The organism is Kosakonia pseudosacchari (assembly GCF_015167415.1).
In the GTDB taxonomy this organism is placed as follows: Bacteria; Pseudomonadota; Gammaproteobacteria; order Enterobacterales; family Enterobacteriaceae; genus Kosakonia; species Kosakonia pseudosacchari.
In genome coordinates, this window is the sequence record NZ_CP063425.1 from 2,034,819 (window position 1) to 2,049,202 (window position 14,384).

The 14,384-nt window shown below is 54.1% G+C and carries 18 protein-coding genes; 10 read left to right on the top strand and 8 right to left on the bottom strand.

All coding sequences use genetic code 11. From position 1 onward, the window contains the following. Positions 1–83 precede the first annotated feature (83 nt). Positions 84–137, bottom strand: a complete 54-nt coding sequence (locus IP581_RS24120; protein ID WP_071925284.1) for a hypothetical protein — start codon at positions 135–137, stop codon at positions 84–86. A 118-nt stretch (positions 138–255) separates the two neighbouring features. After that, a complete protein-coding gene (locus tag IP581_RS09590) occupies positions 256–1,284 on the bottom strand; it encodes a sensor domain-containing diguanylate cyclase (protein ID WP_193822406.1) in 1,029 nt (342 codons plus the stop codon). 319 nt (positions 1,285–1,603) lie between these two features. Between IP581_RS09590 and IP581_RS09595 the strand changes: the two genes are divergently transcribed. Next, complete coding sequence (locus IP581_RS09595; protein WP_017456489.1) at positions 1,604–1,837, top strand: putative hemolysin; 234 nt, start codon at positions 1,604–1,606, stop codon at positions 1,835–1,837. A gap of 92 nt (positions 1,838–1,929) precedes the next feature. Next, positions 1,930–2,235, top strand: coding sequence for a hypothetical protein (locus IP581_RS09600; protein ID WP_020454049.1), 306 nt, complete (start codon positions 1,930–1,932; stop codon positions 2,233–2,235). Here IP581_RS09600 and IP581_RS09605 read toward each other — a convergent pair. Both IP581_RS09605 and IP581_RS09610 read right to left on the bottom strand, forming a co-directional pair. After that, on the bottom strand, positions 2,232–2,579 hold the full coding sequence (locus tag IP581_RS09605; RefSeq protein ID WP_097400037.1) for a DUF488 domain-containing protein: 348 nt from the start codon (positions 2,577–2,579) through the stop codon (positions 2,232–2,234). The two genes, IP581_RS09600 and IP581_RS09605, sit on opposite strands and share 4 nt — an antisense overlap. Beyond that, positions 2,576–3,079 (bottom strand): DUF523 domain-containing protein, encoded by a 504-nt coding sequence (locus tag IP581_RS09610; protein WP_193822407.1) that lies wholly within the window; start codon positions 3,077–3,079, stop codon positions 2,576–2,578. Before IP581_RS09610 ends, IP581_RS09605 begins: the two co-directional genes overlap by 4 nt. A 154-nt stretch (positions 3,080–3,233) precedes the next feature. Between IP581_RS09610 and IP581_RS09615 the strand changes: the two genes are divergently transcribed. Next, positions 3,234–3,941 (top strand): CTP synthase C-terminal region-related (seleno)protein, encoded by a 708-nt coding sequence (locus tag IP581_RS09615; protein WP_193822408.1) that lies wholly within the window; start codon positions 3,234–3,236, stop codon positions 3,939–3,941. Positions 3,942–4,019: 78 nt separating this feature from the next. Here IP581_RS09615 and IP581_RS09620 read toward each other — a convergent pair whose 3' ends face one another. Next, entirely contained in the window at positions 4,020–5,201 is a 1,182-nt protein-coding gene (locus IP581_RS09620; protein WP_193822409.1) for a CynX/NimT family MFS transporter, read from the bottom strand. A 99-nt stretch (positions 5,202–5,300) separates the two neighbouring features. On the opposite strand from IP581_RS09620, the gene IP581_RS09625 reads away from it, so the two are divergent. The 5 genes from IP581_RS09625 (at position 5,301) to IP581_RS09645 (ending at position 9,381) form a co-directional block, all read left to right on the top strand. Next, positions 5,301–6,086 (top strand): AraC family transcriptional regulator, encoded by a 786-nt coding sequence (locus IP581_RS09625; RefSeq protein ID WP_407659131.1) that lies wholly within the window; start codon positions 5,301–5,303, stop codon positions 6,084–6,086. Positions 6,087–6,289: 203 nt separating this feature from the next. Then, positions 6,290–7,114 (top strand): ABC transporter substrate-binding protein, encoded by an 825-nt coding sequence (locus IP581_RS09630; protein ID WP_193822410.1) that lies wholly within the window; start codon positions 6,290–6,292, stop codon positions 7,112–7,114. Between the two features lie 2 nt (positions 7,115–7,116). Then, entirely contained in the window at positions 7,117–7,938 is an 822-nt protein-coding gene (locus tag IP581_RS09635; protein ID WP_097400033.1) for an amino acid ABC transporter ATP-binding protein, read from the top strand. Next, complete coding sequence (locus tag IP581_RS09640) at positions 7,938–8,696, top strand: amino acid ABC transporter permease (RefSeq protein ID WP_193822411.1); 759 nt, start codon at positions 7,938–7,940, stop codon at positions 8,694–8,696. Before IP581_RS09635 ends, IP581_RS09640 begins: the two co-directional genes overlap by 1 nt. Continuing rightward, a complete protein-coding gene (locus tag IP581_RS09645; protein WP_193822412.1) occupies positions 8,686–9,381 on the top strand; it encodes an amino acid ABC transporter permease in 696 nt (231 codons plus the stop codon). The genes IP581_RS09640 and IP581_RS09645 overlap by 11 nt, the downstream gene beginning before the upstream one ends. Here the strand turns inward: IP581_RS09645 and IP581_RS09650 are convergent. Continuing rightward, positions 9,361–9,807, bottom strand: a complete 447-nt coding sequence (locus IP581_RS09650) for a DUF441 domain-containing protein (RefSeq protein WP_193822413.1) — start codon at positions 9,805–9,807, stop codon at positions 9,361–9,363. The genes IP581_RS09645 and IP581_RS09650 overlap by 21 nt on opposite strands. Positions 9,808–10,023: 216 nt before the next feature. Here IP581_RS09650 and IP581_RS24170 point away from each other — a divergent pair, with 216 nt between their 5' ends. Next, positions 10,024–10,119, top strand: a complete 96-nt coding sequence (locus IP581_RS24170; RefSeq protein ID WP_020454038.1) for a hypothetical protein — start codon at positions 10,024–10,026, stop codon at positions 10,117–10,119. A 14-nt stretch (positions 10,120–10,133) separates the two neighbouring features. On the opposite strand, the gene IP581_RS09655 is transcribed toward IP581_RS24170, so the two are convergent. Continuing rightward, entirely contained in the window at positions 10,134–10,631 is a 498-nt protein-coding gene (locus IP581_RS09655) for a YbaK/prolyl-tRNA synthetase associated domain-containing protein (RefSeq protein ID WP_086869523.1), read from the bottom strand. A gap of 1,155 nt (positions 10,632–11,786) precedes the next feature. On the opposite strand from IP581_RS09655, the gene IP581_RS23875 reads away from it, so the two are divergent. After that, positions 11,787–12,017, top strand: a complete 231-nt coding sequence (locus IP581_RS23875) for a hypothetical protein (protein WP_086869521.1) — start codon at positions 11,787–11,789, stop codon at positions 12,015–12,017. Between the two features lie 334 nt (positions 12,018–12,351). On the opposite strand, the gene IP581_RS24040 is transcribed toward IP581_RS23875, so the two are convergent. Then, a complete protein-coding gene (locus IP581_RS24040; RefSeq protein ID WP_193822414.1) occupies positions 12,352–13,902 on the bottom strand; it encodes a methyl-accepting chemotaxis protein in 1,551 nt (516 codons plus the stop codon). Positions 13,903–14,384 lie beyond the last annotated feature (482 nt).

Consider the following 14,384-nt stretch of genomic DNA (forward strand, 5'->3'; position numbering starts at 1 on the left):
AAATCAATGAGACGGTGGTGTTCTGTTCAGATGACTCCATCATGCGCTTAGGCTTACGGCTTAATAAAAATCCTGACGCGCAATTACCACCAACCGAACTGGGTTCCGGCCACAGCAATAACCGCCACGACGAGCATAATGATGGTTGTCTTTCTCACGAAAACTCCTTTGCTGGCGATAATTGCCAGAAATCAATTGTATAAGAAATAGAAGAAAATGAGATTTTTCTCAAGCCTTCACGTCACAGAGATACGCTTAATCGAGACGAATAAAGGGTTTTTTTTCTTTATTCTTCTTCACGTGATACATCGCTTCATCTGCCGCTTGTAACGCACCCTCGGCATCGGTCAATGTCGGGTTGATTTCGATGACGCCCACGCTGGCGCCTGGGTAGTAAATCCGTGTTTCCCCGAGCTGATATTCGCCGGTTATGCGTTTATCGAGACTCGTTTTCAGCGAGGTCAGATGAATACCTTCCGCCTGCTTCAGCGGTCTGCCCAGGCAGGCGAGTAAAAACTCATCGCCGCCAAGGCGCCCGACAATATCGTCTTTACCGCGATCCGCCGCCAGCCGTTGACCCACGTCAATCAGAAACTGATCGCCAGCCTCATGTCCCAGTTGATCATTGATGCCTTTGAAATTATCGAGATCGATAAAAGCGATAACCACGTGCATTTCCAGATGGCGGGCGAGGGAAAACAGCGTGGCGAGATTTTCGAAGATAGCGCGTCGGTTGGGTAAACCCGTCAGCGCATCGGTGTAGGAGTAGGCGATCAGCGCCGCGTTAGCTTCGCGTAACTGCTCAACGAGACTCTCTTTTTCAATGAATTGCGCAATCAACCCGGCAAACAGCCGCAGAACCTGTTTGCCACGCACGCTCAGCGATTTTTTTGCCTGGCTGGCGGCGCACAGCGTGCCATAAAGCGAGCCGTCGGCCAGATGAACCGGGGTACTTAGATAGGTGGTGATGCCCAGCGCCTGTGCCGCTTCGCAATCACTCCAGCGGTTGGCAACGTCATTACTGAACAGACAGCCATCATCCAGTGCGCGCTTGCACAGGCTATCGCCCCACGGCAGGGAGAAACCCTCCGGGATAGCAAGCTGTCTGCTGTTGCGGGAATAGACAATATGCTGCAGGCGGGGGTTGTCACTAATTTTTGTTAAGTACGTTGATTCCATCTCCGTCACCATTTCCAGCATTTCCAGAAACTGGCGAACTAAACCTTCAAGCGAGTGCTCTTTTGACAGCGTTTCAGAGACACGGGCGAGAATGAAATCGGACATGACTTTTTTACTCCTGTGCCCTGGCAATATGGACATTCAAGCTGAAGATTTTATGGCGCGTCATTAAATCATGAAAAAAGCGTGATTGACATATCGTAGCGGGATGGCATTAAAGAGTAGCAGGTGAGAACGAAAAAAAAGCCCCGTTGATGAAGCGGGGCAAAAACTCATTGATTACGGAATGATGTTCTCTGGTCATGGGTGAGAACGAGGCTAACTATACCGACTGAAAGTGCAGTAAGAATGGAGAAATCATGGAGATATCTCTGTTGCGTGGCTATGCTGGAAAGCGGTTTACAGGCGATTGAAGGAATAAAAGATGCGTTATTGGTTACTGGCGTTACCTGTTGTTCTCGCGGCGTGTTCTTCCACACAGCCTGAATCTCCCCGTCACCCACAAATCGGGATGGCTAATCCGGCGGCGGTTTATTGCCAGCAGCGGGGCGGCGAGCGCGTGCCGGTGCAAAGCCCGCAGGGCGTACGCACGGAGTGCAAATTGCCGGGCGGCGAAGTGATCGATGAATGGGCGCTGTGGCGGCGCGACCATCCGTAATAGCACCGCGTGACAATCGGCGGGTTGCCAGGGTACACTTCTCACTCAGAATTATCCTATTTTCAGCTGGCGCGGGAGCGCATGAGAGAAGTATGTTCCAGTTACGTCCGGGCAGTCCGGCCTTAATTATCGGCGCCCAAACCGCCAATGGCCGCAGCAATATTGGCAAATCCGTTGAGCTTTTCGGGCTGTGTCAGCCCGGCGAGCGTTTTCTTAATCCGGTAAACGGCGTAGTGACGGAAATGCCGCGTAATGCCGCGCGTGCGCTGTGGCTGGTGACCGGCGATGTGACCGCCTTTGATGGTCAGCATGGGTTCGCATTTGTACGCGCCGAACATCTGATGCCGCTGCAACCGGACAGCGAACCACAGGATGTGCGCGAACGCGTCATCGGCTAAGCCAGCGAGCGCAGCCATTGCGCCAGCACCAGCGCGTGGTTCTGCTCACTGTTTTTTGCCGCGTATAGCAGCGTGACAGTACCTTTTTCCCCGCGTGCCGCCAGCGTTTTCCCTTCCTCTTGCTGCGCGGCAAGCTCCTGACGATAGCTTTCACTGAACGCGGCGAAATCAATGGTTTCGCCGTGAAACGCTTTGCGCAGTTCCGTTGACGGTGCCAGCGTTTTGTTCCACTCATCACAAGCCAAATCCGTTTTCCTGATGCCGCGCGGCCAGAGCCTGTCGACTAACACCCGGTAGCCGTCGTCATCGGCGGCGGGGTCATACACCCGTTTGCACTGGATCATTGTTCCCTCTCCATTTCTTCCATCCACGCCACCAGCGCCGGCAATTGCCGATCGGAAAAGACGCGAATGCCATGTTCTGCAAGCAGCGCAGCCGCGACGCCCATACCTTGCTGCCGCGTACCGCTGAAGGTTCCATTATAGATAAACTGGCTACCGCAGGTGGGGCTGCCATCGGTGAGCAGGGCGGCGCGACATCCCGCGTTTTGCGCAGCCTGCAGCGCCAGCCAGGCGGCTAATTGATAGTGCGCGGTAACGTCCCGCCCGTCGTTTTCGATAATTCGCGCCTGTTCGCGCATCACATCTGCGCCGTAACCCGCGACAATCTCCGCCGGTCTTCGTGGCACGGGTAAACCGGCGGCCAGTTCCGGGCAGTGGATCACCAGCCGATCTTCCTGCTGCCAGCGTCGCAGCGCCTCATGCAGATCCGCTTTGGCACTGCCGTTGTAACGCACGTTGAAACCCATCAGGCACGCGCTAACAAGAATTTTGGTTTGGTGCATCTCATTCGCCCTAATGCCTTGCCGGAAATCCATTTTTTCATAATTTTGCATGATATATGCCTGCTGATTTTAAGGTGTTGTGATTACATTAAAAGACAGCTAATGTGATATTCCTTATGTTATTCGTTATCCGCTCCGGCATAAGGACACTTTCATGCATCACATTCCTCCGAAAAAAACATTACGCATCGCGTTGGTCGGCGATTACAGCCACGACGTCGTGGCGCATCAGGCGATCCCGCTGGCGATTGACGATGCTGCCGCCGTGCTGGAAATCACCGCGGATTACGACTGGTTACCGACCAGCGAAATCAATAGCGATGAAGATCTGGTTGGCTATGACGCCATCTGGGTTGTGCCGGGAAGCCCCTACAAAAACGCCAATGGCGCGTTTATCGCCATTAAATACGCTCGTGAAAACGCGGTGCCGTTCCTTGGGACGTGCGGCGGCTTCCAGCATGCGGTCATTGAATATGCCCGCAATGTGCTGGGCTGGGCAGATGCGGCGCACGCCGAGACGGACAACATCGGGCGGATGGTGATCACGCCGCTGACCTGTGCGCTGGTGGATCAAAACGGTGCTATTGAGCTGCGTCCTAACACGCTCATTGCCCGCGCTTATGGTCGTGAACTGATTGAAGAAGCCTACCGGTGCAGCTTTGGCGTAGCAGAAGAGTTTGCCCGCGAGCTGGAAAGCGGCGATCTGCGGGTTACCGGCTGGGATGAAGACGGCGAAATCCGTGCCGTCGAGCTGGTGACGCACCCGTTTTTTGTCGCCACCTTGTTCCAGCATGAACGCGCGGCGCTCGCCGGGCGTCCGGTACCGCTGGTTCAGGCGATGCTGCGTGCGGCATGTGAATAAAAAAACAGGCCTGCGGGCCTGTTTTTTGTTGTCACCCCTGAACCACCTTCTGAAGAGGTGGCGAGTGGTTTGCAGGCATTACACCATTTCGCGATCGCGCCCGGCGAACGCCCCGCACACCGCCATAACAACCGATAACACGGCACATGCCAGTAGCGGAAGATGCCAGTCGCCGCTGGCATCATGAATTTTCCCCATCAGCGGCGGCCCGCAAGCCGCCAGCAGGTAGCCGACCGATTGCGCCATACCGGAAAGCGCGGCGGCCTGGTGAGCGGTGCTGGCTCGCAGCCCGATAAATGTTAACCCGAGGATCATGGTCGCGCCGGAGCCAAAGCCAAAAACAAGGGTCCAGAGCGTGGCATGTTCCGGCATCAGCCACAATCCCAGTGAACCAACGGAACACAGCAGCGCGACCACGACAGCGATACCGCGCTGATCTTTCAGCCGGTGCAGAACCAGCGGCACCAGCAGACCCGGTACTGCCGTCGCCAGTTGCAGAATGCCATGTACAGAACCCGCCTGCGCTTCACTGAAGCCGTGCGCGATCAGAATCGACGGCAGCCAGCCAATCACGATGTAATAGATTAATGAGTTGATGCCTAAAAACAGCGTGACCTGCCAGGCAAGCCACGAGCGCCAAATCCTGCGGCTATGCAGCGCGCCGGTGTTACTGAGTGCCGCAGGTGCGCCGTGGCGCAGCCTGGGTAGCCATAGCAACAGCGCCAGTAACGGAAAGATCATCAGCATCAATAATGCGCCATGCCAGCCTGCACCGTATTGCGCCAGCGGCACAACGACCGACGAGCCGAGCGCCGCCGCAGCACCCATGGTGAGTGAGTAAGCGCCCGTCAGTTTCGCCACATGTTGGGCGAAGTCGCGTTTTATTATCCCCGGCAGCAGCACGTTGCCGAGTGCGATCCCGCAGCCGATGATCGCTGTCCCCGTAAACAGCAGCAGTGCGGAGGGCAGGGAACGAAGGGCGATGCCAAGGCAAATCAGCACCATCGCCGCGAACAGGCTGCGTTCCATGCCGAAACGGCGCGCCACACCGGCCGCCAGCGGCGATATCAATGCGAAAGCCAGCAGTGGCAGGGTGGTGAGCATGCCGGTTTGCGCCGTGGTTAAACCATATTCCGCGCGAATGGCGTCCAGCAACGGCGCTGCGCCAGTAAAGGTGACACGCAGCGTGGTCGCTATCATCAGGATCCCGGCAATCAGCAACACGCTTTGCTTACCGCGGGAGGAAAGGCGGTTAGTCATTGTCTTCTCTGAAAAAATAACAGGCCGCTACGATAACGTTTTTTGCCGCTGTTTGAATCAAGCTAAAATGACACTTTATCGCTAAATTCGGACAAAATAATGCACGGACTTGGGCTCGGCGGCTACGATCCGGATAGCCAGCAGGAAGCGGCGGTGGCGTTCAGCATTACCGTTGAAGAGAGTGAACAATTGATCCCGGCGCATCACCACCGCAAAGGGCAACTCATTCTGGCGTTGAAAGGCGCGATTACCTGCGAGGTCGAACATGCCCGCTGGATGGTGCCGCCGCACCATGCGATGTGGCTTCCGGGGCAGGTTCCGCACAGCAATCGCGCGACAGCGAATGCGCAACTCTGTTTCCTGTTTATTGAACCCTGGGCGGTGGTGATGCCGGAGCATTGCTGTACGCTCAAAGTGTCGGCACTGGTACGCGAGTTAATCCTCACATTAGCCACACGCACGCCTGCCCAGCGCTGCCAACCCGCCACCCGGCGACTGGTAGCGGTGCTGTTTGATGAACTGCCGGCGCAGCCGCAAATGCACTTGCAGCTACCGGTTTCCGCGCATCCGAAAATCCGCCAGATGGTCGACAGCATGGAAAGCAACCCGGCAGACAGGCAAACCCTGACGCAGTGGGCGCAGGTATTTGCCATGAGCGAGCGCAATCTGGCGCGGCTGGTCGTCAGGGAGACAGGGCTGAGCTTTCGTCGCTGGCGGCACCAGATGCAACTGATCCTCGCGCTACGGTTATTAATTGACGGCCATCCGGTGCAGCATATTGCGCAGGCGCTCGGGTATGACTCGACGACCGCCTTTATCACCATGTTTAAAAAAGGGCTTGGACAGACGCCGGGGCGTTATCTGGCGGCGCTCGGTGAAGCGTGACATTTTCTGCTTTCTATTCCGTTGTTTTTGTGTGGATTTGGCGTGTTTGTACTGGCAGAGCGGGAAAGATAAGCAGTAAGTATGGGAGGCTTGTTTTTTATAACTTTTCCGGATAATCAATGCACTTTTTGATATTTGTCTGATGAATAAGGTTGTGTGACTTTAGCGCTCAATTAACACAATAACAGGGCACAAGGATTAGCATGGCAACCTCATCATATACGAAAAAAATAAGCGCAATCAGCGCACTGGCGCTGCTTTCAGCGCTCTCTTTTTCCGCTCACGCAGACAAACTGGCGGATATCAAAGCCGCTGGTGTCGTCAAAGTAGCGACTTTTGACGCCAACCCGCCGTTCGGCGCTATCGATGCGAAATCGCATGATATCGTGGGTTATGACGTCGATTTTGCCAAAGCACTGGCAAAAAGCCTCGGCGTAAAACTGCAACTGGTGGCGACGAACCCGGCGAACCGCATTCCGCTATTGCAATCGGGCAAAGTGGATTTGATCGTTGCGGATATCACCATCACCCCGGAACGCGCGCAGGTCATCGACTTCTCCACGCCATATTTTGTGACCGGCCAGCAATTCCTCGTACCGGCGTCTGCGGCCGACAAGCTGGATGCCTACAGCAAAGCGCGCATTGGCGCGGTTAAAGGCACCACCGGCGAGCAAACGCTGCACCAGCGTTTCCCGCAAGCTCGCGTGCTGGCCTATGATGATATCCCACTGGCATTAACCGCGTTACGTAACGGCAACGTGCAGGCGATCACCCAGGACAGCACCATTCTGGCCGGGCTGCTGGCGGAAGCGCCGGATAAAGCGAAATACAAAATCCTGCCGGATCTGCTGTCAAAAGAGGAGATTGGCGTCGGCGTCAGCAAAGGCGAAACCGCACTGCTTAACGCGGTAAATACTGAGCTGGTTAATCTTGAGAAAAACGGCGACGCGGCAAAAATCTACGACACCTGGTTTGGTCCGCAAACCAAAACGCCCGCTCCACGCAGCTTTACCATAGAAGCGAAGTAACTATGCTGGCAGGTCTGTTTTCTACCTCTGTGGCGGATGCCACAGAGGTCTTGCCCGTGGCGAAAGGCACGGTGGAGTTTCGCCAGGCGAGCAAACGCTATGGCGACAACGTGGTATTAAAGTCGATTGATTTACAGGTTGCCGCCGGAGAAGTGCTGGCGGTGTGCGGGCCATCGGGTTCCGGTAAATCAACGCTTATCCGTTTGATTAACCAGCTCGAAACCCTGAGCGGCGGGGAAATCTATGTTGACGGTCAGCCGACCAGCCAGCTGAAAGGGCGCCAGCTTCGCGAGTTGCGCCGCCATGTCGGTTTCGTCTTTCAGCAGTTTAATCTTTATGCCCACCTCAACGCGCTGGATAACATTACGCTGGCCTTACGTCGTATTCACGGCAAAAGCGCCGCCGAGGCGCAGGCCATCGCGCTGGCGCTGCTGGCTCGCGTTGGCTTGCAGGATAAAGCGCATCACTATCCGGCGCAGCTTTCCGGCGGGCAACAGCAACGTGTGGCAATCGCCCGCACGCTGGCCGCCGATCCGCATATCATTCTATTTGATGAGCCTACCTCGGCGCTTGATCCGGAGATGATCGGCGAAGTGTTGCAGGTAATGAAATCGCTGGCGCACAGCGGCATTACGCTGATTGTGGTGACCCATGAGATGCAGTTTGCCCGGGAAATTGCCGATCGCGTGATCTTTATCGACGGGGGCGAAATCCTTGAGCAGGCAGCACCGGCGCAATTCTTCTCTGCCCCGCAGCACCCGCGCGCGCAGCGCTTTTTACAGAAAGTGCTCAACCCGCTGCATGCCGATAGCAAGGAGTTGTGATGGTGCTGCATCTCGACTGGGCGGGCGTGCTTTCCGGGCAGCCCGCACAATGGATCACTTCCGGGTTTCTTACCACCATCTGGGTGACCGTGGCGGGAACCGTGCTGGCGACGGTATTGACGGTACTGCTGCTGGCACTGCGTCTCGCTGGTGGCAAGGCGGGGCGGAGCGTGGTGGCGGTGTGGGTGTCGCTGTTTCGCAATACGCCGCTTCTGGTGCAACTTTTGTTCTGGTATTTCGCCGCCTGGAATGTGCTGCCGCTGAGTTTTCGCCAGTACGTTAACGACGACCACACGTTCAGCATCCTGCCGGGCGATGTCTGGTGGTTTACGCCAGAGTTTCTCTCATCGGCCTGGGCGCTGGGGCTGTTTACCGCTGCTTTTCTGGTCGAAGAGATCCAGGCGGGTCTGCATGCGGTGCCGCGCGGACAGGTTGAAGCCGCGCAGTCGCAGGGCTTTGGTCCGCTGGCGTTATTCCGTTGGGTGTTGCTGCCGCAGGGGTTACAGAATGCCTGGCAGCCGGTAGTGGGGCAGTATCTGAATCTGATGAAGCTCTCTTCACTGGCGACCGGCATTGGGCTGGGGGAATTAACTTACCAGACCCGGCAAATCGAGAGTTTTAACGCCCACGCGCTGGAAGCGTTTGCCATCGGCAGCGCGCTCTATTTGCTGCTGGGGCTGGTGATGAGCGTGTTGTTTAACCTGCCACGCCACTGGCGGGCGCTGCGCCGTGCTGCGGGGGTGCAACATGATCGCTAATATCACCGTGATCACCGATAACCTCGACTATTTACTGTGGGGGCGAGCGGCGCAGGGCGAGCCTGGCGGGGGGCTGCTATCGCTGTTGATGACCATCGGCGCGGCGATTCTGGCGTTTCCCGGAGGTGTGCTGCTGGCGTGCTGTGCGTGGCGGTTTCGCGGCTGGCCCCGCAAAGTGCTCTTTCTCTGGGCGGAGTTGATTCGCGGCATTCCACTGATTTTCGTCATCTTCTGGCTGTGGTTTTTACTGCCCTGGTTAACCGGTGCCGATCTTCCCGGCGCGGTGACCGTGACGCTGGCGCTGGCATGGTTTACCTCGGCGGCAGTGATGTATTCGACCCTTGCCGCGCTCGGGGCGCTGCCGAACGGGCAGTATGAAGCCGCGCTCAGTAGCGGCTTTGGCAGTGCGCAAATCCTGCGGCTGGTGCTGTTGCCGCAGGCGTTACGCAACGCGTTGCCGTCGTATATCGGTTTGCTTATCGCACTGCTGAAAGACACGTCGCTGGCTTTTATAGTCAACGTACCGGAACTGACGACAGTCGCAGGCCAGGTGAATAACCGGGTGCAGGTCTATCCTGCCGCGCTGTTTGTCTTTACCGGCCTGGTCTATTACCTGCTGTGCAGCGCGCTGGAATTTACGGTCAAACAGTGGCAGCGGCGTCACTCACTGCCGGCCAATGAGTAGCGAAACCAACCCGGCAGCAATCAGTGGCCCGACCGGAACGCCCCGGAACAGGGCCACACCCAACACGGTGCCGACCAGTAATCCCGCCACCAGCGAGGGTTGCGAACTCATCAACGTTACGCCGCGCCCACCCAGCCATGAGACAAAAACGCCGACCGCAATCGCAATTAGCGATTTCCAGTTCATAAACGAATGCAGCAATGTGGAAGGCGGCAATGAGCCGCTGGCAATCGGCGCCATCACGCCAATGGTGAGGATAATAATGCCAACGGTTAGCCCCTGCTTTTCAATCCACGGGAAGAAGGTGTTGAGCGGGGTGATGCGTACAATGATCAGCACCAGGATGGAGACAGCAACGGTGGTGTTATGGCTGACAAAACCCAGCGCCGCGAGCGCCAGCAGAATAAACAGCGTGGTATCAAACATCAGAAATTCCTTGCCAACAAAGAAACCTGTTTACTCTACGCATAAACCAGTGATGAAACAGGCTTTTTTCGTGCAGGCAGATAATTTCAGGCAGTTGCCAGAAGCGAAGGGCGGTTTTTAATCAAAAGTCAGCTGAATTGTCATCGGTAATTCATAATTCAGGGATATGAATGAGGCATCGCCCGGTGAAAGACCAGGCCTTTGCGAGTGACCATCATGCCTTCAGATGTATTGATTATTACCGCACTGTTCTTCACGCTGGCCGCCGGGCTGGTGATTTCCGTATTGATCCTGGAAAGAAGCGGCTGGTAAGCGGGAAAAGCGCCTTATTCGCGGCGAAAATCCACCAGCTCTGGCCGGGCGATGCGCAGGTAGTCGCTGGTATTCATGATCACCGATTTCTCCAGTAACCCGGCGTTAAACGCGATGTCATCAAAGCGCTGAAACAGTACCGGGTCGGCAACCAGATGCAAATCCGGGTGAAAGCTGAACGGGGGGATCGCGCCAAAAACGCATGCCGTTAACGCATCCACTTCCGCCGGGCTTGCCAGCGAGGCTTTACTGCCACCAAAGTGCTGCGCCAGGCGGGAAAGATCGGCCTGTAAGTCGGCGGCGAGGATCGCCAGCACATGCTTTTTCACCCCGTTACCTTTGATTTTACACAGCAGCGCTTTCGCCCCCTGGCCCAGCGCGGTACCGCGAATTTCACTGACGGCCTCGCATTTGCCGACGGCTTCGTGTTCAACGACACGAAAGCGCGCCTCTTGCTGTTCAAGCAGGGTTATCAAATGCTGATGGATGTTACGGCTGGCAATTTCAGACATGTTCACTCCCGATGAAAACGTTGAAGAGAAAGAATAATTCACGTACAGGGAGATGAAAATAAAAAAGCCGCCTTAAAGAGGCGGCGAAGAAATACAAGCACTACAAACAACGCTTTTTTGTGTGTACTGTTAGTTTCTTTTCAAAAGGTAGCCAGACGCTACCAGGCTCAATATGTTCATCAGGATGAACGGAGCGCAACAGCACCGACGCAAACGTTCTCCACGCCCGCCGTGCCACAAATGCTTCGATGGGATTAATGTGCCACATTTACGCGCGGTCAACAGGGTAAATAGCCGCTATTTTGTACGGCAATTCATCCATTAATGTAAACAGTGTTGATTTAATCAATGCTGATCGCCTGCATGACATCGCAACCCTTCCTGATAACACAATTGGCCTGATGGTGACTGCTCCGCCTTACTTCAGCGTTAGGACTCATAGCCGGGACAATCAGTGGAAAGGCGTCGAGTGCGCTTTAAAGTGGCGCGATGGCTTTCTGACGCCATTCTGACGAGTCCTCAAACCTTCTGGCAGCATCTATTTTCGTCGGGCTTAAGGCTCCATAGGTAAAGAGACTTTGAAACGTGGGCGCTGCGCGATATAGCCAGCGTGGTTATTGGCTACCGAGGCCAGATTTCATGGGTGGGTTTATCAAACGCTTTGCCGCCCGAAAAGCAGGTGTGGACTGATGCAAATCAGTCATAGAGGCTTAAGCCGTGTGAGGGAGGTGTGCAACCATCCTGCAGGGCAATAACCACGTTGCAGGCATCTAAAAGAGCGCAGCAGCGTTAAAACACCGCGGGAGCTAACGCCGAAAAGTAAACCGGGTGGATAACCACCACTGAAAAGTTGCCGCTATGAGCGGGCTAACTTGCACAGCGAGCAGTGATTAAAACTACTCAAGCAGTTTTATCGGAGATGAAAATCAAGGTGTACAGCATAACTGCCATCATCTTTCTCTTTGCGCTGTGAAAACCGTAAAACTCTGTAGACTCAATCCACCGTCGTCTTGCCCACACCTGAAAGGCAGCGGTTATTGGTGGAACAGAAAACATGAATCGCGCGGGTGGCTCCTGCGAATCACCATTCTGACTTCAAGCTGATACTAATTAAAGGCCACTTATTGTGGCCTTTTCTCAACGTTAGGGGTGTTTATGAAAAATGTTCTGGTGTTCTTCAACCGACAGCCGGTGGTTGCTGTCAGCGTTGTAGAGGGTACTACCACCATACTCCGTGAATACCCGAATGGTGAGGAAGCTCACCTTAAAATTATGTATGCGGGAGTTCATTCTCTAACCGGCGATCATACTGAGTTTTGTGTCGCCTCTGACAGAGAGGTTACGTCACAGGAAATCGTTGAGGCTTCAAACAGACTGCTGAAGTAGCGTCGATCAATCGCAATTGTATTAAAGCGGGCGCTCCCCGATGGCCCGCTTTAGTTACTGCTAAGTTTTATGAAATCATCATCAGCCAGGTGTACAAGATAGCGTCGCTAAAACGCGTCTTCATGGTGATGCCTTCATGTGACTTAGGAAGACATTATTAACATCAGACGTATTAACCAACGAGGAGCAGGTCAGCATCACTCATGCTTTACGCAAGTAACTATTAACTTCCGCTGTTCGCTCATCGCCGATTTGCAACCTTCCTGCCCATCCGATTTGTACCAAATACAGACGCCAAAATAGTTGCGAGGTTTTTTAAAAATAAATCCCTTTGTCAGGCAAGTTTAAAAATTGCCGCCGAGCGGTTTAACTGCGCAGCCTGATCTTCCAGAGAAGCGGCAGCGGCGGCGGCCTGTTGAACCAGTGCGGCGTTTTGTTGGGTCACTTCATCCATCTGGGTGATAGCGATGCCGACATGCTCAATACCGTTAACCTGCTCGCCGGTGGCCGTATAGATTTCTGACATGATTGCTGAGACGTTGCTGATCGCCGTGACTATCTCAGCCATGGTGTTGCCCGCCTGAGCGACCAGGTCTGTGCCTTCCGATATGCGATTATTCGAGGCTTCAATCAGTGATTTAATATCTTTTGCCGCTGTCGCGCTGCGCTGCGCCAGCGCGCGTACTTCGCTTGCCACGACGGCGAAACCGCGCCCCTGCTCGCCAGCGCGAGCGGCTTCCACTGCCGCGTTGAGCGCCAGGATATTGGTCTGGAAAGCGATGCTTTCTATGGTGCCGATAATATCGACCACGCTTTGTGAGCTGTCATAAATGGCAGCCATGGTCGAGACGACTTTGTCCACCACTTTTCCGCCCTGCTGCGCAACCTCGGAGGCGTCAGACGCCAGGCTGCTGGCGTTTTGCGCGTTAGAGGCGTTTTGCCTTACGGTCGCCGTTAGCTGCTCCATGCTGGCTGAGGTTTCTTCCAGCGAGGCGGCTTGCTGCTCTGTCCGTACAGAGAGATCCGTATTGCCCATCGCGACTTCTTTCGAGGCGCTGTCGATAGAGGACGCGGCGGTCTGAATATCAGACACCACTTTTTTGAGCTGCTCCTGCATGGCGGTAAGGGTTCTGATAAGAATGCCGGTTTCATCTTTTGAACGCGCTTCCAGACGGGAAGAGAGATCGCCTGCGGCAATTGCTTTAGCCGCTTTTACCGCTTCCTCAAGCGGAAGAGTAATGGTGTGGGCAAGGACATAGCCTAAAGCAGAAGCGATGAAAACACCCAACAGTGCGCCGATAAACAAGGTAAACCTGGTCTGAGTTTGAACGGAATCGACAGAATTCTGGCGTTCGCTGAGCAGATGTGTTTCGTCATTGACGATTTCATCAATGGTTTTACGCATCTGATCCATTTGCGGCTTGCCAGTATTGGCTTCGAAGGCGTTGGTGAAATCCACTTGTGTCATTGACCCGTCATTTAGTGCGCGACGGTGATCGAGTAACTCTGCGACAAACTTCTCCTGCCACTCTTTCTGCTGATTAAGCAAATTATCAAGGCGCTTCTGCTGTGCAGGGTTATCCGCAGTTAAGTCTTTAGTGTCCTGCCAAAATTTAACAAAATCCTCTTTGCCTGAATTCCACGGAGCCAGCATTTCCTCTTTACCATTAATCGCATATCCACGCAGGCCGGTTTCCATATTCACCAGGCTTTGGGTCAGGGCTCGGCTTTTATCGATGACACGCCAGCTATGAATATTCCATTCGTTAGTATTAACAATATTGGAAAAGTTATTGTAGAAGCTTGCACACAGTGACAGTAGTAATACTAAAACGACCCCAAAGGCAAAAAAGAATTTTTTCTTGATAGGTAAGTTCCTGAACATTTTAACCTCGTTCCACATAATTTAAGAGAGGAGCCTGAAGAGACGTAAAACATATAAGATATCGGCAAGGATTTTTCTGGCTTTAACTAAAACCGATGAAAATATGAGGCGAAGAGAATATATTCATTCTTGATTTTTTACAGGCTAATTTTCAAAGGGATAGCTACTGTGCTCTCAAGGCGATATTACTCAGCATGGACAGTATTAATTGGCCGGGATAGACCAGAAGCCACGGCAGGGCCTTAAGAGAGAGTGAAAAAGGCCAGCGTTAAATATAATATATCAAATAGTGTGTTCGTAATGTCTTTATCACAAACAATATCGTCGACGGTCAGAAGGAACAGGAAAAAGGGTGTAAATAGAGTGAGCCATTCAGGAAATCTATTTTCAACCCGATAATGCCCTCTTTATATCGATGCTCGCGTAGCTTAATTAATTGGGTGAGGGTCTTGCCACAACGCTACCAGCCTGTAATTTCTCCA

What these genes read in the sequence shown, in the direction of transcription:
- IP581_RS09590 (WP_193822406.1), bottom strand. Translation starts at nt 1,284, where the DNA reads ATGTCCGATTTCATTCTCGCCCGTGTCTCTGAAACGCTGTCAAAAGAG.
- IP581_RS09595 (WP_017456489.1), top strand. Translation starts at nt 1,604, where the DNA reads ATGCGTTATTGGTTACTGGCGTTACCTGTTGTTCTCGCGGCGTGTTCT.
- IP581_RS09600 (WP_020454049.1), top strand. Translation starts at nt 1,930, where the DNA reads ATGTTCCAGTTACGTCCGGGCAGTCCGGCCTTAATTATCGGCGCCCAA.
- IP581_RS09605 (WP_097400037.1), bottom strand. Translation starts at nt 2,579, where the DNA reads ATGATCCAGTGCAAACGGGTGTATGACCCCGCCGCCGATGACGACGGC.
- IP581_RS09610 (WP_193822407.1), bottom strand. Translation starts at nt 3,079, where the DNA reads ATGCACCAAACCAAAATTCTTGTTAGCGCGTGCCTGATGGGTTTCAAC.
- IP581_RS09615 (WP_193822408.1), top strand. Translation starts at nt 3,234, where the DNA reads ATGCATCACATTCCTCCGAAAAAAACATTACGCATCGCGTTGGTCGGC.
- IP581_RS09620 (WP_193822409.1), bottom strand. Translation starts at nt 5,201, where the DNA reads ATGACTAACCGCCTTTCCTCCCGCGGTAAGCAAAGCGTGTTGCTGATT.
- IP581_RS09625 (WP_407659131.1), top strand. Translation starts at nt 5,301, where the DNA reads ATGCACGGACTTGGGCTCGGCGGCTACGATCCGGATAGCCAGCAGGAA.
- IP581_RS09630 (WP_193822410.1), top strand. Translation starts at nt 6,290, where the DNA reads ATGGCAACCTCATCATATACGAAAAAAATAAGCGCAATCAGCGCACTG.
- IP581_RS09635 (WP_097400033.1), top strand. Translation starts at nt 7,117, where the DNA reads ATGCTGGCAGGTCTGTTTTCTACCTCTGTGGCGGATGCCACAGAGGTC.
- IP581_RS09640 (WP_193822411.1), top strand. Translation starts at nt 7,938, where the DNA reads ATGGTGCTGCATCTCGACTGGGCGGGCGTGCTTTCCGGGCAGCCCGCA.
- IP581_RS09645 (WP_193822412.1), top strand. Translation starts at nt 8,686, where the DNA reads ATGATCGCTAATATCACCGTGATCACCGATAACCTCGACTATTTACTG.
- IP581_RS09650 (WP_193822413.1), bottom strand. Translation starts at nt 9,807, where the DNA reads ATGTTTGATACCACGCTGTTTATTCTGCTGGCGCTCGCGGCGCTGGGT.
- IP581_RS24170 (WP_020454038.1), top strand. Translation starts at nt 10,024, where the DNA reads ATGCCTTCAGATGTATTGATTATTACCGCACTGTTCTTCACGCTGGCC.
- IP581_RS09655 (WP_086869523.1), bottom strand. Translation starts at nt 10,631, where the DNA reads ATGTCTGAAATTGCCAGCCGTAACATCCATCAGCATTTGATAACCCTG.
- IP581_RS23875 (WP_086869521.1), top strand. Translation starts at nt 11,787, where the DNA reads ATGAAAAATGTTCTGGTGTTCTTCAACCGACAGCCGGTGGTTGCTGTC.
- IP581_RS24040 (WP_193822414.1), bottom strand. Translation starts at nt 13,902, where the DNA reads ATGTTCAGGAACTTACCTATCAAGAAAAAATTCTTTTTTGCCTTTGGG.